Raw genomic sequence first — 15,311 nt, forward strand, 5'->3', positions numbered from 1 at the left:
TTCATCCGCCCTTGCCCAGCCTGTGCCAAAAGAATACATGCCTGCCTGGCACGTTTCCTGCTACGGGCGCGTTATGACAAGTGATCTCCGGATGCCCTCACGCCGCGACATGCTTTTCTTTCTTGCCGCCTCGGCCGTTGCGGGAGGGGCATCGCGCACGCTTGCCTCGCCGCTGACGGCGGCCGCTCAGCCCAATCTGCGCGGGGCGATCGACGCGGTGGACTATCGCGCCATTCCCGAAAGCGGCGACCGGAAGACCAGCAACCTGCAGCAGATGATCGAACAGGCGGCGCGCGAGAACGTGCCGGTGTTCCTGCCGCCTGGCACCTACCGGGTCTCCAATCTCACTTTGCCGGACAACACGCGTATCACTGGCGTGCCGGGCGCCTCGCGGATCGTCTATACCGGCGAAGGCCATCTGTTTTCGGCCGAGAACGTGCGGCGCATCGAGCTTTCCAATCTCGTCATCGACGGCGGCAACCGCAGGCTTGGCGACTATGCCGGCGGACTGTTGCAATTTACCGGTGTCGACGAGGTGCTGATCGACAATTGCGAGATCGGCGGCAGCCGCAAGCACGGCCTGCAACTGGAGCGTTGCGGCGGGCGGATCGAGCGTAGCCGCATTTCGGGGGCTGCCCAATCCGGGCTTTACGCGGTGGATTCCACCACCCTCTCGGTCACCGGCAACACCGTTTTGGATTGCGGCAATGGCGGCATTCTGGTGCATCGCTGGAAGAAGGCGGAGGACGGCACTGTCGTCTCCGGCAACCGCATCTCCAGCATCCGCGCCAATGACGGCGGCACCGGGCAAAACGGCAACGGCATCAACATCTTCCGCGCCGACGGCGTGATGGTGGTGAACAACCAGATCTCCGATTGCGCCTTTACGGCGATCCGCGCCAATTCCGCCTCGGACATCCAGATCAGCAGCAATCAGTGCCGGCGTTCCGGCGAGACGGCGATCTATGTCGAATTCGCCTTCGAGGGCGCCGTCGTTTCCGCCAACATGATCGACGGGGCGGCCAACGGCATCTCGATCGCCAATTTCGACGAGGGCGGCCGGCTGGCGAGCGTCACCGGCAATGTCGTGCGCAACCTGACGCTGCGCGGCCCCTATCAGCACGAGGTCGGCTTCGGCATCGGCATCGCGGCGGAGGCCGACACGCTGATTTCAGGCAATGTGATCGAAGGCGCGCCGCGCTGGGGCCTGCAGATCGGCTGGGGGCCGTATCTGCGCAACGTCGTTGTGACAGGCAATGTGGTGCGTAAGGCGCCCGTGGGATGCGCCGTTTCGGTCGCCGATGGCGCGGGGACAGCCGTCATCACCGACAACGTGTTCCAGGAGACCTCCGAAGGGGCAGTGCTCGGCTTTCAGTGGGAGAAGAAGGTCTCCGGCGAGATGGCGGGCGGCGGCTCGCCCTATGCGCAGTTGACCGTGGAGCGGAACCGCGTTTCGTAAAGGGCATCAAAAGCTTTCATCGTCCCATCAGCAACAAGGACTTTTCCAGGATCGGTACGGCATCTACGGTCCCTCGGGATAACATCGAGGGGATATCGTTCATGCTGACAATCTACGGGGTCTATCGATCGCGCGCGTCTCGCGTCTACTGGATGGCGGAGGAACTCGGGCTCGCATTCCAATCGGTGCCGGTGCTGCAGGCAAGGCGGCTGGCAGAACCGCTCTCAACGGATGCGCCCCTCAATACGCATTCGCCTGATTTCATCGCCGTCAATCCAATGGCGCAGATCCCCAGCATCAGGGACGGCGACCTCGTCATGCACGAGTCGCTGGCGATCAATCTCTACCTGGCGCGGAGAGACGGCGGACCGCTTTCCGGCCAAACCGTCGAAGAAGACGGATTGCTGACGATGTGGACGGTCTGGGCGGCTTCGCAGGTCGAGCCGCTTACGGTGAAGATCGTGCTCACCTATGATAACGGGCTCGAAAATAGCGACGAGGGCCAACAGACGATCGCGGTCGCCTGCCGGTCGCTACGCAGGCCGCTGGCGGTTCTCGAAGGCCACCTTGCCGGCCGGCAATGGATCGTCGGCGACCACTTCACCGTCGCCGATCTCAACATCGCCGAGGTGCTGCGCTACGCCCAGAGCGAAGAGGCGCTGTTCGATGCGCATCCGAATATCAAAGCCTGGATCGAGCGATGCCAGTCCCGCCTGGCCTATAAGGCGATGCAGGCAGCGCGGGCCAAGGAACCGATCGAGGTGTGAGGACTACCGGAAGAGAGCCAATGTGCCGGCCATTTCCTCGCGGATCCAGGCCTTGAAATCTCTCACCTTCTTCGGCTCGCGCGTGCCTTCGGCGGTGACGAAGTAATGGCCGAAGCCGGTCTGCGCACGAATACCGAAAGGGGCGGCCAGCCGGCCTTCGGCGAGCGCAAAGGCGGCAAGGGTCTGCCAGGCCAGCATGACGCCCTGGCCGGCGATCGCCGCATCGAGGCAGAGCGAGGCGTCGTTGAAGACGTGGCGGGTTGGAAGCGTTGCGCCGGATAGTCCGGCCTCGCGCATCCAGACCTCCCAGGTGAACATGGCGCGGCCATCGATGATGGCAGGCAGTGCGAGGATATCGGCGGGTTCCTTCAAATTCGCCGCCATCTCGGGGGAGCAGACGGGAAAGACCTCCTGTGCCAACAACAGTTCGGCCTTCACGTCAGGCCACTTGCCGTTGCCGACGCGGATGCCGATATCGACGTCGCAAAGCGCCGGATTGACGAGATTGGTGGTCGCATCCAGCCGCAGCTTGATGTCGGGATGACGCTCGGCGAAGCGATCGAGCCGATGAACGAGCCAGCGGGCGGCGAAAACCGGCGCCACCGAAATCGTCAGGATCGCATCGTCCTTGCGGCTGGCGATCGACACCGCCGCCGAAAGACGGGCGAAACCCTCGTCAAGTGCCAACAGCACCGGCCGGCCGGCTTCGGTGGCAATCATGCCCCTGGCGGTGCGCTCGAAGATCACCTGACCGAGTTGGGCTTCGGCCTTGATGACCTGCTGGCTGACAGCGCCGACCGAGACGCCGAGTTCGTCGGCCGCTGCCTGCAGCGAGCCGAGACGACCGACGGCTTCCAGCGCGCGCAGGCCGTTGAGATGGACCATATTCAAGTTCTTCATATAGTTTTTCTATAGCGGCGCCGCATTAATCTCAATTGAAAATCTGCCTGTTGAGGCCGACATTGCAAGCATAGGCAATCCATTCGAACGTGCAGTCTGCGGGAAATGCGATGGTTCAGCGGGCGTCAGCCACTGCACTATCTGTTCCGCGCCACTGAGAAAGCGAGGCATGCCATGTCATTGCTGAAGTTTTTCTTGAGACCAGCCCTTGCTGTGGGCACCGCGGAAATTGGCGATGCCCCAGCCTGGAAGGACGATCCGTTGCGGCATCCCGAGGTCGAGCGCATGTCGATGCGCGAAATCGCCGATCTGCCGCTCGGAATGCCGGCCGACTTTCAAGCAGAGGCCAAGTCGCCGCTGGCGAAATGCGCGTGAAAATATGATAGGTTCGCCCTGGCAGCAAGGGCGGTACCATGGCCTGTCATGTCGATGCGATCTTCGAACGTCTGAAACGGTTGGCGGCGGAAGCCGGGCTGCCCGATGTCGAGGAGAGCACCTCCTACGGCAATCCGGCGCTGACGGTCGGCGGCAAGAGTTTTGTGGCGGTGAAGAACGCCGAGACGATCGTGATCTCGATTTCGCTCGACGACAAGGATCACCTGCTGGAGATGGCGCCCGACGTCTATTTTCAAACCGATCATTATGTCGGCTGGCCGCATCTGCCGGTGCGCGCCGCCGTGATCGGCGACGAGGAATTGCGGCTGCGGCTGATCGGCGCCTGGCTGTTCCGGGCGCCGAAGAAGCTTGCCGCCGGATTTAAGGATCAGGCCCGATCATAGGCCAGCGCCCGCTGCACGGCGGGGCGCTGCAGCATGCGGGCGTGATGGTCGCTCGCCTTTTCGAACCGGGCGGGATCGATGCCGTCCGATGGCAGCCAGTCGGTCATGACGAAGAGGTAGGGATCGGCGAGCGAATAGGCTTCGCCCATCACCCATGGGCCTTCGAACATCGTCTGCTCGATCAGCGTGAAACAATCGGCCATATTCTGCGGCACCTTGGCCTTCATCGCCTCGATTGCCGCCGGCTCGTCGGCCCAGCGCGAGCCGCGCGGGCGATGGGCATGGTTCACATGCACGGTCGAGCAGATATAGCTGTTGAAGGACTGGAGCCTGGCAAATTCAAAGGCGTCGTCAAGCGGCGCCAGCTTGGCGGCCGGCGCGCTCTGGGCGATATAGGCCAGGATCGCCGGCGTTTCCGTCAGCACGCCATAATCGGTGACGAGTGCCGGCACACGGCCCTTCGGGTTGATCTTCAGATAGTCCGGCGCGCGCTGCTCGCCATCGCGGAGGCTGATCTTCTTGACTTCGAAGGCCAGGCCGGATTCTTCCAGGGCAATAAGGCTTGCGAGCGCGCAGGTTCCCGGCGCGTAGTATAGTGTCAGCATGGTTCTCGACTCCCTTTCGGCAAGGGTTATAGCGTAGCGGTGCGCGGGTCGGAACTGGTGGGATTGGGTTTTGATCGTCCATCGGGACAAGGGTGGGTGCGTCGGGCGCGAGGGCATAATCGATGTGCCGTGCCTCGCCCCTCATCCGGCTGCCGCCACCTTCTCCCCGCAGGCGGGGCGAAGGGGATATGCGGCGACCTCTCCATTCCCCACTCACCTCGCGCAAGGCACGTCCCCTCGCCCCGCTTTTACGGGGAGAGGGTTAGGGTGAGGGGCCGCTCTTGCGCTCGAGCTTGTCTTATCTGCCAAGGAGCGAATACACTCTGCTGCGACGCTCTCACGTCTGACGAGGCCAAAAACCCGCTCAGCCGCAGCCCGGCACATCCTCCAGCCTGTGCCAGACCGGAATGCCGCGTTCCCGGGCGATGCGGACGTCGTTGTCCGCTCCCTTGGAATCGCCGGGCAGGCGCAGCACGCCTTCGCAGAGCTGCAGCAGCCGGCCGGCGACCGGGTGGAAGATCTCTTCGTAGAGCGCGTCGCCGACCGACCGGCCGCCGGCGGCGTGCCAGATCGGCAGGGCCACCCATTCGCCGATCATCGGCACATGGCCGGCTTCAAACAGCGCGTGCGAAGGCGCTTCCAGTCGCTTCAGGTTGGCGGCCATCTTTTCCGGGTCGTCGCCCGTTCCGGACCGATAGGGCCCGGCAATCAAAATCAACATGATCTACTCCTTCGCTCCGCTTCTGCGTGAGCACTCCCGGCCTCATGCACGGGATTTCGTGAAAATGCACGATATTTCTTGAATGTCGAGTCACTTCGTGCAATATCGGGCTATTATGTTTAATTTCGTGCAGAGAGATCATGCTGACAACGCAACGCAAGACCCTCATTCTCGACATCCTGCGCCGTGACGGCCAGGTGGTCGCCAAGCGCGTCGCCGAGGATTTCGCCCTTTCGGAAGACACGATCCGGCGTGACCTCCGGGAAATGGCGGCGGAGGGGCTGTTGAAACGGGTGCATGGCGGGGCGATGCCGCTGGCGCCTGATCTGCCTGACTTCACCGCTCGGCGCAGCGTCTCGTCGCAGATCAAGGCGCGGCTCGGCGCGGCGGCGGCGGCGATGGTCAAGCCCGGTCAGATGATCTTCCTCGACGGCGGCACGACGACGGCGGAGATCGCCCGGCAACTGCCGCGCGACATGCCGCTGACGGTTGCGACCCACAGCCCGACCATCGCCGCCGAGCTGGAACACCACCCGACAGCCGAGGTGATCCTCACCGGCGGACGGCTCTACAAACATTCGATGGTGGCGACGGGGGCCGCGGCGGCAGCGGCGATCTCGCAGCTGCGCCCCGATCTCTTCTTCCTCGGCGTCACCGCGGCGCATCCGGTGCACGGGCTTTCCACCGGCGATTTCGAGGAAGCGGCGATCAAGCGGCACATCGCCCGCTGCGCGGCTGAAACGCATGTGCTGCTGACCGAGGAGAAGTTCGACCTCGTCTCGCCCTGCCCGGTGCTCGGCATTTCCGAAGTGGCGGGGCTGATCGTGCCCGTGGAGATGACGGCCGAAGAGTTGAAACCCTATCGCGATCTCAACGGCGCAATCGCCGCAGCATGATGGCGCTGCGGGAGGGTTGCGGCGCGGCAGCATGCGGCAAGAGGCTTGCGGCAAGGGCCGCGATGAAGGCCGCCAGCACGGCATAGGCCGGCGCCATGCTGCCGGTTCCAAGGGTGAGCACCGTCTGCAGATATGGCTGCGCCAGCGCGATGACGACGGAAAGTGCCGGCATATCCAGCAGGGTCCCGGCGATCCGCGACAGTTCCGGCATGAAGGCTAAACCGGCAAGCGCGCCGTAGACCGCCGTCAGGCGGAGTGTGAGGCGCAACGGCAGCGAGGCTGCAAGCGGCGGCCTGTCGCCATCTTCGACGGCAATCACGAGATAGGCGATGAAAACAACCAGAAACAGCAAGGCGACGGGCAGCGCCGCCAAGGTGGCGGGTTGCGTCAGAGCCGCCGCATCCGCTGCCAGGAAGAGGAGGATCGGCGTGGAGGCGACGAACCAGACAGCGACGATCGGTCCCCAGAACCAGAGGAGCGAGATAGTGTGAAGACGCAGCAGCGTTGCCATGAAGAGTATGCCGATTGCAGCCCAGATGCAGGCGGGTTTGAGCATGCCCGATATCAGCCGGAGGACCGGCTCGCAGGCGCCGGCCATATCGCCGCAGCCGGACAACTGGATCGTGAGCCAGGTGATATAATCGAGGCTCAGCGCGGCGAACATGAAGATGCCGATCCCCATCAGCATCCACCAGAGATAGCGGCCTGCAAACATGCCCTGCCCTCACGGCTTCCAGGACTGTGCTCACGTCGCCGCGAAAGGGTGCATCCGCAATCGCAGGACGTATCCCTTTTTATATTAGGTAATTCTTATTTTTTTAATAACTTATATATGTAAGCTCGCACTCACCCGGCCAAGGCAGAGGTGACCCTGATATCGCCGACATGGATGCCGTTCCAATTGCGCATCGGCGTTGCGGCATAGGCCGTCAATGCCGCATGCACCTCATCCTCCGTCTCGAAGAAGCGGGCGAGTGTCGCCGCCACCATGGCTTCGGCGGCGCGGGTCATGCCATCTTCGCATTTGAGCGCGATGGCGATTCCCTTTTCCGGGATCGCGGCGCAGAAGACGCCCTCGGCGCCTGTCTTGACGAAGATGCGGCCGGGGGCGATCTGCATCAGCGCAGTGCAGGCGCGGCCGGAGCCGGCGACATAGAAGGGCTCGGCCATGCAGGCCTCGATCAGGCGGCGGGATGCCCTGGCACGCAGGGGTTCGAGGCCGGTGCCGGTCGCCATTTTGGCAAAACCATGGGCCAGGCTGCGCAGCGGCACGGCATAGGTCGGGATCGAGCAGCCGTCGGTGCCGCAGCTATCGGCGCCAATCACGGCGCCGGTGAGGCTTTCCATCGCCGCGCGGATCTCGACCTGCAGCGGGTGCTGGGCGCCGACATAGCCCTTCGGATCGAGGTCCTGATGGCAGCAGGCGCAGATGAAACCGGCATGTTTTCCTGAGCAATTGTTGTGCAGCGCGGTCGGTGCGTCGAGCGTGCGAGCCTGCTGGATCAGGATCTTCTGGCTCATCGACCAGTGGGCGCCGCATTCCAGCGTTTCGACATCCCGGCCGGCACGCGACAGCATGGACGCGGCAAGCGTCACATGCTCCTCCTCGCCATTATGCGAGGCGCAGGCCAGCGCCAATTCCTTGTCGCCGAAGCCATAGGCATCGGCAGCACCACTCTCGACCAGCGGCAGCGCCTGCATCGCCTTGCAGGACGAGCGCGGGAAGACCGCGGCCTCGATGTCGCCCAGCGAGAAGACAAGCTTGCCATCGCCATCGACCACAGCCACCGCGCCGCGATGGCGACTTTCGACGAGCAGGCCGCGGGTGACTTCGACGGTGACGGGATTGGTCATGAGCTTTTGTCCGGATACTGGCGGGATAGCGCAGTCCATAACCCGTCACGCGGGGAAAGCCAACGGGGTCGACGTTTTGCCAGGGTTTAGGCGGCTGCGCGGGTGCCTGCTGATAGCGCACCGGCTCTATCTGTGGCTGGACGTCACCGCATATTCCGTCCTCCTCGGCCTTGAGCCGAGGATCCATGCCCGCTGCCGCTGGAGGCCGGCGTGGATCCTCGGGTCAAGCCCGAGGAAGACGGAGGGTGGGGTGAGCCTCTGGAGCAAGTACAGCGAAGTCGACCGGAATTGCGCCTCCTGCCGCTCGCGCCGCAACCTCCCCCATCCCAGGCCTTGAGTTTCGACGCATCGAGACGCTATCGTGCAACCCAGTTCACATTCCAAGGAATTGTTTTGCAATCGGGCGTTTCCATTTCAGAGTCCACATTGTTGGCATTCTTCACAATTGTCTCTCTGAGTCTGGCGTGTTAGCTGGCACGCCGGCCGGCAAAGGCGAGCGTTGGAATAATCCTCGGAACACTTCTGGGGCTAGCGCTGATCGTCAGCACGTCAGCTCTGGTCGGATTTTTGGGAAAGGTGCTTCCCTTCGGGCAAATCGACTTCTGGCTCTCGAATTTGGTCGCGAAATTCTGAAGTAGGCGTTCAGCCTCGCTGCGGGCTCTGGCCGCGATCACATCGTCCAAACATTCATCACATAAATTGACCGAAGCAATCTAAAACTATCGTTTCTCTGATAGGTCCGATGCAGCTAAGAGTGGTGCATCAGGAACCGCCCCATGCCATCCACCTTTTCCTTGATCCTTCGTGACAACAGGATCCGTATTCCGACCGTGACCCTCGTCGCGCTCGCCTTCACCTATGCGTCGACCGCGCCCTATCAGTCGATCATCGGGATCAATGAACTCGGCTTGAGCAATGGCGCCTATTCGGCATTGGTGTTCTTCTCTTCGATCGTCAACGTCACGACGAGCCTGACGCTCGGCATCTGGTCGGACAGGCTGAAGGAGCGCCGGCCGCTGGTGCTGGGGCTTTGCGTCGCCGGCATGCTCGGCTTCGGGTCGATCGCGATCATTCATAGCCCCGTGGTCTTCATCTTCTCCACGCTGTTGCTGGTTCCGATGAGCAATTCCACCTATTCGCTGCTGTTTGCCAGCCTGCGCGCCAGGACCAACCAGATGGACCGTGGCCAGGGGGCGGCGATCACTGCAACGGTGCGGGCGCTCTTTTCCGGCTCATGGGCGCTGGCGCCGGGGTTGATCGGCCTTTATCTCGTTAGTTCGCCGTCGATGACGCCGGCCTATGGGATCGCGGCATTGGCAAGCTGCACCTGCTTCTGCCTGTATTTCTTCTTCGCACCCGGAAATGGCGCCGGCGGCCCTGCCCCCGATCCAGTCGGCTTCTTTGCTTCACTGAAACGGATTTTCGTGCCGCATGTGCTGTCGCGCGTCATCGTCATGGCGATGCTGTTCGGGCTGCAGCGGCTGAACGCCATGCTCCTGCCGCTGATCATCACCCATGCGGCCGGCGGCACTGTGGTCGATGTCGGCTTGATGGCAGGTTTGACGGCCTTGCTCGAGATGCCGTTCATGATGATGTGGGGCTTTGCGCAGCGCCGCTTCCGAACTGTGCATGTGCTCGCCTTCGGCGCGCTGATCTATTGCGTCTATCTGCTGCTGCTCGGCTTTGCTTCCGCACCCTGGCACGTCTACGCACTCCTCCTCTTCAATGCCTGCGGGGCGGCAGCGATCCTCAGCGTGCCGATCACCTATCTGCAGGACCTGATCGCGGACCGGCCGGGGCTCGGAACCTCGCTGATCTCGCTGAACACGTTCATTGGGGTTGGCATCAGCGCCGGCCTCTTCGCCTTCGGCACCGCGATCACCGATTATTCCGGCACCGCCTTCGTCGGCGCGGCCGCGGGTCTCGCATCGATCGGAGTGCTGCTCTATCTCGAAAGCAGCAAGCGGCAGGCGCGGCAGCCGGCCTGAAGCATGACGTTCCGATCGCCACGCCTCAACCTGGCATGATGCGATAGGCGCAGCGGCGGGCGCCGGCGAGGATGTGTTCGCTGCGCTCGACCTCGGCGCTGAGGACGGCGCGGAAGGTCTCGAGTTCGGAGCGGCAGAAGCCCGCGCAGGCGGTGGCGGCCGCACAGATCGGGCAGTGGTTTTCGACCAGCATGAAGGTGCCGTCTGCTTGCCTCCAACAATCGGCCATATAACCCTCGCGGGTGCGGATACCGGCAAGGGCCTCGACACGTGCGGCAAGGTCATGCGCCTGGCTGAGTTCCTCCCGATAGCGCTTCAGCGTCTCGCCCTCGCGGGCGGAAATGACGGTATCGAGGGCTGCGGGGCCGAGCTGTTCGACGAGCGTGCCGAGGAGGTTTGCCGTCAGCTCGGCATGGCCATCCGGGAACTGGCGGTTGCCGCTGGCTGTCAGGTGCCAGAGCTGGCGCGGCCGGCCCCGGCCCGTGGCGGCAACTGTGACCGGTTCCACCAGCCCCTCCTCCGCCATCTTCGACAGTTGCTGGCGGGCGGCCTCGCCCGAAATGCCGAGCGCATCGCCGATCGCGGCGGCGAGCTGCGGCCCGTCGGTCTTTATCAGGATCAGGATCCGGTTGGCTGGGGACTGACGCATATTTTCCAAGTCAAATCTTGTTTTAATCGAGGTAGCATGCAATTTTCCAATTTATAACTTGGAATATAATCCTTCGCCAGCAAAAATCTCGGGGTCCTCCCATGTCGAATATCGACCAGACAGCAGCCATCCCCAGCGCCAGCTCCGTCTTCCGCCTCTTCCTGCCCGAGCACTTGCCGGCAACATTGATGCTGGCCGGCGGCGTGACGCTTTATGCGGTGGAAAGTTACATCATGGCGACGATCGCGCCTTCGATCGTGCGCGACATCGGCGGCCTCGCGCTGTTTTCCTGGGTCACCAGCCTGTTCGTCGCCGCCGCCGTGCTCGGCTCGATCTTCGTCGCCATGCGGCCGCGCGGCATCGGGCTTCGATCCGTCTATGTGATCGCAGCACTGGTCTTCGGCGCCGGCAGCCTGATTGCCGCAGCCGCACCGTCGATGCCGGTGGTGCTGATCGGACGTGCGGTGCAGGGTCTGGGAACAGGGGCGCTTGCCGCGCTCGGCTATGCCTTCATCCGCTTCGTCTATCCCGAGCCGCTATGGCCGAAGGCATCGACGCTCTACGCGGCAATCTGGGGGGTCTCGACCGTCATCGGGCCGACGCTCGGCGGCTTCTTTTCTTCGGGCCACGCCTGGCGCTATGCTTTCATCGTGCTCGTGCCGCTCGGCCTGCTGATGGCGTTCCTGGCGCCTCGGCTTCTGCCCGAGGTCGAGGACGACCGCGAGCAGGAGAAAACCCCGGTTGCCCAGATCGGACTGCTGCTTGCCGCCGTGCTGATGGTGAGTGCGGCCGGCGCGATCGAGACGACGGGCGCGAAAATCGCTTTGATCGCGGCCTCGGTCGTCGCGGTCGCCGGCATGCTCTTCATCGAGGGCCGAAGCCCGAACCGGCTCTTGCCGTCCGGCGCCGTCAGCCTTTCCCGGCCGATTGCACGGGTCTATCTGACGATGCTCGCCATGACCGTCGTGCTCGTCAGCGATGTCTTTATTCCCTATTTCCTGCAGACCCTGCATGGGGTGGCACCACTCCTATCGGGTTATTTGGTGGCGCTCGTTGCCCTCGGCTGGACATTCGCTGCCTTCCTCAGCGGCTCGCTGACCGGCCGCCGAGCCTATTGGGCAATCGTCATCGGCGCCCTCATCGAGGCGGCGGCGACCGCTTGCCTCGCCGTCTTCCTGGCCAAGGTCAATCCCGAGGGGCATATGCTGATCATCGTGCCGGCGGCGATCGGCATGTTCATGATGGGCTTCGGCATCGGTCTCGGCTGGGCGCATCTCGTCGCCATGGTTTTGAGGCTCGTCGCCGACAACGAGAAGGACAAGGCTTCCGCCGCGATCCCGACGATGAGTTCGCTCGGTGGGGCGTTTGGGGCCGCCTTTGCCGGCGTCATCGCCAATGGTGCCGGCCTCGTTCATCCCGGCGGCATACCAGGCGCCCTGTCGGCGGCGCACTGGCTCTATCTGCTGATGGCGCTGCCCGGTGTTCTCGCGGTCGCGGTGTCGCTGACATTACCGTCCCGCGCATCCGATAGGACGCACTAAGAGCGCCCTATCTCTTTGTTTTGGCGCAATTCCCGGCAAAAGCGCTTCGCGCTTTGCCTGGCAAAACCGCTGCACACTTTTGCTGGAATTGCTCTAGCCGACGCGCAGCATGACCTTGCCGACATGGCTGCCGTCTTCCAGCAGCCGGTGGGCTTCGACGACCTCTTCGAAGGCAAAGACCTTGTGGATGACGGGGGCGACGGTGCCGGCTTCCAGCAGCGGCCAGACCTCGGAGAGAAGATCGTCGCGGATGGCGCGTTTTTCTTCCGCCGTGCGCGGGCGCATGGTGGAGCCGGTGACCGTCAAGCGCTTGACCATGATCGGCGAGAGATTGACCTTTTCGGCGATCGCGCCACCGAGGAAGGCGATGATCGACAGGCAGCCGTCCCTCGCCAGCGAGGCGATGTTGCGCTCGAAATAGGCGGCACCGATCATGTCGAGGATGATATCGACGCCGTGGCCGGTCTCGGCCTTGATCACCTCGGCGAAATCCTCGGTCCGGTAGTTGATCGCGCGTTTGGCGCCAAGCTTTTCGCAGGCTTCGCATTTCTCCTTCGAGCCCGCCGTCGCGTAGACCTCGGCGCCGAAGGCGCGGGCGAGCTGGATCGCCGTCGTGCCGATGCCGCTGGAACCGCCATGGATCAGCACCGTCTCTCCTTCCGTCAACCCGGCCATCTGGAAGAGGTTGGCCCAGACGGTGAAGAAGGTCTCAGGCAAAGCTGCCGCCTTCACCGCGTCATAGCCTTTGGGAAAGGGCAGGATCTGGCCTGCAGGCAGCAGGCAATATTCGGCGTAGGCGCCGCCATTGGCGAGGCCGCAGACCTTGTCGCCGACGGCATTGCCGCTGACGCCCGGGCCGACGGCAACGATTTCGCCCGACAATTCCAGGCCGAGGATCGGGCTCGCACCCTTCGGCGCGGGATAGTTGCCCTGGCGCTGGGCAATATCCGGGCGATTGACGCCGATCGCCTCGGCGCGCACCAGGACATCCCCGTCGCCGGGCACAGGAAGCGAACGCCTGCCGATCGTCATCACCTCCGGTCCGCCAAAGGACGGCAGATCGACGAAACGCATATCCTGAGGCAATGGCATGACCGGCTCCTCCCTAATCGGAAGAAACCGGAATAAATCAGCCCCGCAGGCTTGGGAAGGCACGATGTGGCAAAGGCGTCAATTCGCCTCGCCCAGCAAATGGAAGACGAGACCTTCCTCGCTGTCCTTGGCGGCCGACTTGATGATGGCGATTTCGGCGCTGACGCGGTTGATATCGTCAACAACGAGGCCTTCCGGCAGTTCGATGACGCCGATCGAGCAGCGCATCAGCGGGAACAAAGCTTCGGCGCCGGTGCGGTCGTGACCGAGGATGCGGCCGGCGGCGCGATCCTCGTCGGAATAGAAATCCCGCACGTCGTCGTGGAAATCGCTGATCAGCCGGTCGAGGATCTCCGTCAGCTCTTCCTTGGTCCAGCCGACGATGCCGATGAAGAAATCGTCGCCGCCGACATGGCCGAGGAAATGGCGCTCGGCGAAGAAATAGCGGCGCATCAGCGCGGCAAACAGCGAGATCGCGTGGTCACCGAGATGGAAGCCATAGGCATCGTTGAACGGCTTGAAATTGTCGAAGTCGCAATAGCAGAAGTGGCGGAGCTCATCGCCGTCGCGGCCGGATTGACGCATGAAATCGCGGATGGCGCGATTGCCCGGCAGGCCGGTCAGCGGGTTCTGGTCCTGCGCGGTCTTCAGCTGTTTCTCGTTGATGACCTTGATCAGCGAGGCGGCCGAGACGACGCCGGCATAACGCATATTGTCGGTCAGGATCAGGCAGTTGCTGCCTTCCATATTGGCGAAGATCGCCATCAGCTGCTCGGCGTCGCTGTCGAGGCCGACGATCGGCGCCATTTCGACGAAATGCGAGATGCTGCGCTCATACATCTTGTTCTTTAAGAGATCGCGGCCGAAGGGCTGGTAGATATACTCCTTGAGGTGATGCTCGTGGATGATGCCGCGCGGCTCGTCATTGGCGTTGAGGACGGGAAAGAAGGCCTGACGCGGATTGCGGCGGAAGAGTTCGAAAACGCTGTCGATGCTGTCGTTCTCATAGACCGTCGGCAGCAGCTCGATCTGCTTGCGGATGAGGATTTCGTCGAGCGACTGGCTGCCCCGTTTGCTCTTGCCGAGCTCCTGCAGGTGCGGGAAGGACGGCGCCAGCTCCGATATATGCGTCGTCGGGCGGGAGATGAACCAGCCCTGGACGAGGTCGACACCATATTCGCGGCAGGCGATGAATTCGGCCTCGGTCTCGATGCCTTCGGCGACGACGCGCGTGCCGAGCACGTGGGCAATGTTGACGATGCTTTTCAAGAGATGACGCTTGCGCGGGCTGCGATCAATCGCGGCGACGAAATGACGGTCGATCTTGAGATAATCGACGGCATAATCGCAGAGCAGCTTCATCTCGCCATGGCCGACGCCGAAATCGTCGATCGCCAGCTTGAAACCGGCCTTGCGCAGCCTGGAAACCAGGCCGGAAAATTCCGGCACGCTGGTATTGTCGAAACGTTCGGAGAATTCGAAGCAGACGGAGGATGGCGGAATATTGGCCTTGCGCAGGTGTTGCAGCAGGGTTTCGACCAGGCTTTCGCCATGCGGGATGAGCCGGACATCGAGATTGAGGAACAGCGTCGCGGTGGAGTAATTCGACAGCGTTGCGAATTTGGCGAGCGCGCGGCTGGCGACCATCTGTTCGAGCTGCAGCAGTTGGCCAGCCTGGTGAGCCTCGTCGAGGATGTCGACCGGCGTCTCGTAGCCAATGCGATCCTGGCCGCGCATCAGGGATTCGTAGCCGAAGACCGTGCCGGTGCCGGCCTCGACGATCGGCTGAAAGGCATTTTCGACCACGAGCTTGGCAAGGGTTACGATCTGATCGCTGGCGTAGCGGCGCAGGACATCCGGCGCGACGGTGGCAGCCAAGGACACCCCAGTCTTCACGTGGCCGGTCTTCATTGTGGCTGATCTCCACTGCGACTTGTTCTTTTTCGCGTGGAACATGCCGCAGAAGGGTCAATGAACTCTTTCGCCAATGTGAAAGTTTTGTGAAACGCGCAAGGGTGCCCCACGCGCTCCGCGTTCATTCAATTTTTCCAATACAATCA

Annotated in this window: 15 protein-coding genes; 7 read left to right on the plus strand and 8 right to left on the minus strand. The window is 62.8% G+C overall.

Annotated features, from left to right (window positions below; translation table 11 throughout):
• The first annotated feature begins 91 nt into the window (after window positions 1-91).
• Entirely contained in the window at window positions 92-1,459 is a 1,368-nt protein-coding gene (locus OLZ32_RS20185; protein ID WP_264422371.1) for a TIGR03808 family TAT-translocated repetitive protein, read from the plus strand.
• Between the two features lie 101 nt (window positions 1,460-1,560).
• Window positions 1,561-2,226 carry a glutathione S-transferase family protein gene (locus OLZ32_RS20190; protein WP_264422283.1) on the plus strand — a complete coding sequence of 222 codons (666 nt, stop codon included), beginning with the start codon at window positions 1,561-1,563 and terminating at the stop codon, window positions 2,224-2,226.
• Between the two features lie 3 nt (window positions 2,227-2,229).
• On the opposite strand, the gene OLZ32_RS20195 is transcribed toward OLZ32_RS20190, so the two are convergent.
• A complete protein-coding gene (locus OLZ32_RS20195) occupies window positions 2,230-3,126 on the minus strand; it encodes a LysR substrate-binding domain-containing protein (protein WP_264397371.1) in 897 nt (298 codons plus the stop codon).
• Between the two features lie 174 nt (window positions 3,127-3,300).
• Here OLZ32_RS20195 and OLZ32_RS20200 point away from each other — a divergent pair, with 174 nt between their 5' ends.
• Window positions 3,301-3,501, plus strand: coding sequence for a hypothetical protein (locus tag OLZ32_RS20200; protein WP_264397370.1), 201 nt, complete (start codon window positions 3,301-3,303; stop codon window positions 3,499-3,501).
• 38 nt (window positions 3,502-3,539) lie between these two features.
• The gene (locus OLZ32_RS20205) at window positions 3,540-3,905 is read left to right on the plus strand and encodes an MmcQ/YjbR family DNA-binding protein (protein ID WP_264422285.1); all 366 of its coding nucleotides are present in this window, start codon (window positions 3,540-3,542) and stop codon (window positions 3,903-3,905) included.
• Here the strand turns inward: OLZ32_RS20205 and OLZ32_RS20210 are convergent.
• Entirely contained in the window at window positions 3,890-4,510 is a 621-nt protein-coding gene (locus OLZ32_RS20210) for a glutathione S-transferase family protein (protein ID WP_264397369.1), read from the minus strand. The genes OLZ32_RS20205 and OLZ32_RS20210 overlap by 16 nt on opposite strands.
• 364 nt (window positions 4,511-4,874) lie before the next feature.
• Window positions 4,875-5,231 carry a hypothetical protein gene (locus tag OLZ32_RS20215; RefSeq protein ID WP_003546432.1) on the minus strand — a complete coding sequence of 119 codons (357 nt, stop codon included), beginning with the start codon at window positions 5,229-5,231 and terminating at the stop codon, window positions 4,875-4,877.
• Between the two features lie 140 nt (window positions 5,232-5,371).
• Between OLZ32_RS20215 and OLZ32_RS20220 the strand changes: the two genes are divergently transcribed.
• The gene (locus OLZ32_RS20220; protein ID WP_264397368.1) at window positions 5,372-6,127 is read left to right on the plus strand and encodes a DeoR/GlpR family DNA-binding transcription regulator; all 756 of its coding nucleotides are present in this window, start codon (window positions 5,372-5,374) and stop codon (window positions 6,125-6,127) included.
• Here OLZ32_RS20220 and OLZ32_RS20225 read toward each other — a convergent pair.
• Window positions 6,102-6,842, minus strand: coding sequence for a hypothetical protein (locus OLZ32_RS20225; RefSeq protein ID WP_264422287.1), 741 nt, complete (start codon window positions 6,840-6,842; stop codon window positions 6,102-6,104). The two genes, OLZ32_RS20220 and OLZ32_RS20225, sit on opposite strands and share 26 nt — an antisense overlap.
• A 131-nt stretch (window positions 6,843-6,973) precedes the next feature.
• On the minus strand, window positions 6,974-7,981 hold the full coding sequence (locus OLZ32_RS20230) for an asparaginase (RefSeq protein WP_264397366.1): 1,008 nt from the start codon (window positions 7,979-7,981) through the stop codon (window positions 6,974-6,976).
• A gap of 776 nt (window positions 7,982-8,757) precedes the next feature.
• Between OLZ32_RS20230 and OLZ32_RS20235 the strand changes: the two genes are divergently transcribed.
• Window positions 8,758-9,969 (plus strand): MFS transporter, encoded by a 1,212-nt coding sequence (locus OLZ32_RS20235; protein ID WP_003546425.1) that lies wholly within the window; start codon window positions 8,758-8,760, stop codon window positions 9,967-9,969.
• A gap of 25 nt (window positions 9,970-9,994) precedes the next feature.
• Here the strand turns inward: OLZ32_RS20235 and OLZ32_RS20240 are convergent, their stop codons facing one another.
• Complete coding sequence (locus tag OLZ32_RS20240) at window positions 9,995-10,618, minus strand: helix-turn-helix transcriptional regulator (RefSeq protein WP_264422290.1); 624 nt, start codon at window positions 10,616-10,618, stop codon at window positions 9,995-9,997.
• Window positions 10,619-10,719: 101 nt separating this feature from the next.
• Here OLZ32_RS20240 and OLZ32_RS20245 point away from each other — a divergent pair, with 101 nt between their 5' ends.
• Window positions 10,720-12,159 carry an MFS transporter gene (locus OLZ32_RS20245; RefSeq protein ID WP_264422292.1) on the plus strand — a complete coding sequence of 480 codons (1,440 nt, stop codon included), beginning with the start codon at window positions 10,720-10,722 and terminating at the stop codon, window positions 12,157-12,159.
• Between the two features lie 93 nt (window positions 12,160-12,252).
• On the opposite strand, the gene OLZ32_RS20250 is transcribed toward OLZ32_RS20245, so the two are convergent.
• Together OLZ32_RS20250 and OLZ32_RS20255 are read right to left on the minus strand one after the other, a co-directional pair.
• Window positions 12,253-13,251, minus strand: a complete 999-nt coding sequence (locus OLZ32_RS20250) for an NAD(P)H-quinone oxidoreductase (protein ID WP_017990738.1) — start codon at window positions 13,249-13,251, stop codon at window positions 12,253-12,255.
• A 78-nt stretch (window positions 13,252-13,329) separates the two neighbouring features.
• Window positions 13,330-15,207, minus strand: a complete 1,878-nt coding sequence (locus OLZ32_RS20255) for a bifunctional diguanylate cyclase/phosphodiesterase (RefSeq protein ID WP_264422295.1) — start codon at window positions 15,205-15,207, stop codon at window positions 13,330-13,332.
• Between the last annotated feature and the right edge of the window lie 104 nt (window positions 15,208-15,311).

The organism is Rhizobium acaciae, from assembly GCF_025941625.1.
GTDB lineage: Bacteria > Pseudomonadota > Alphaproteobacteria > Rhizobiales > Rhizobiaceae > Rhizobium > Rhizobium acaciae.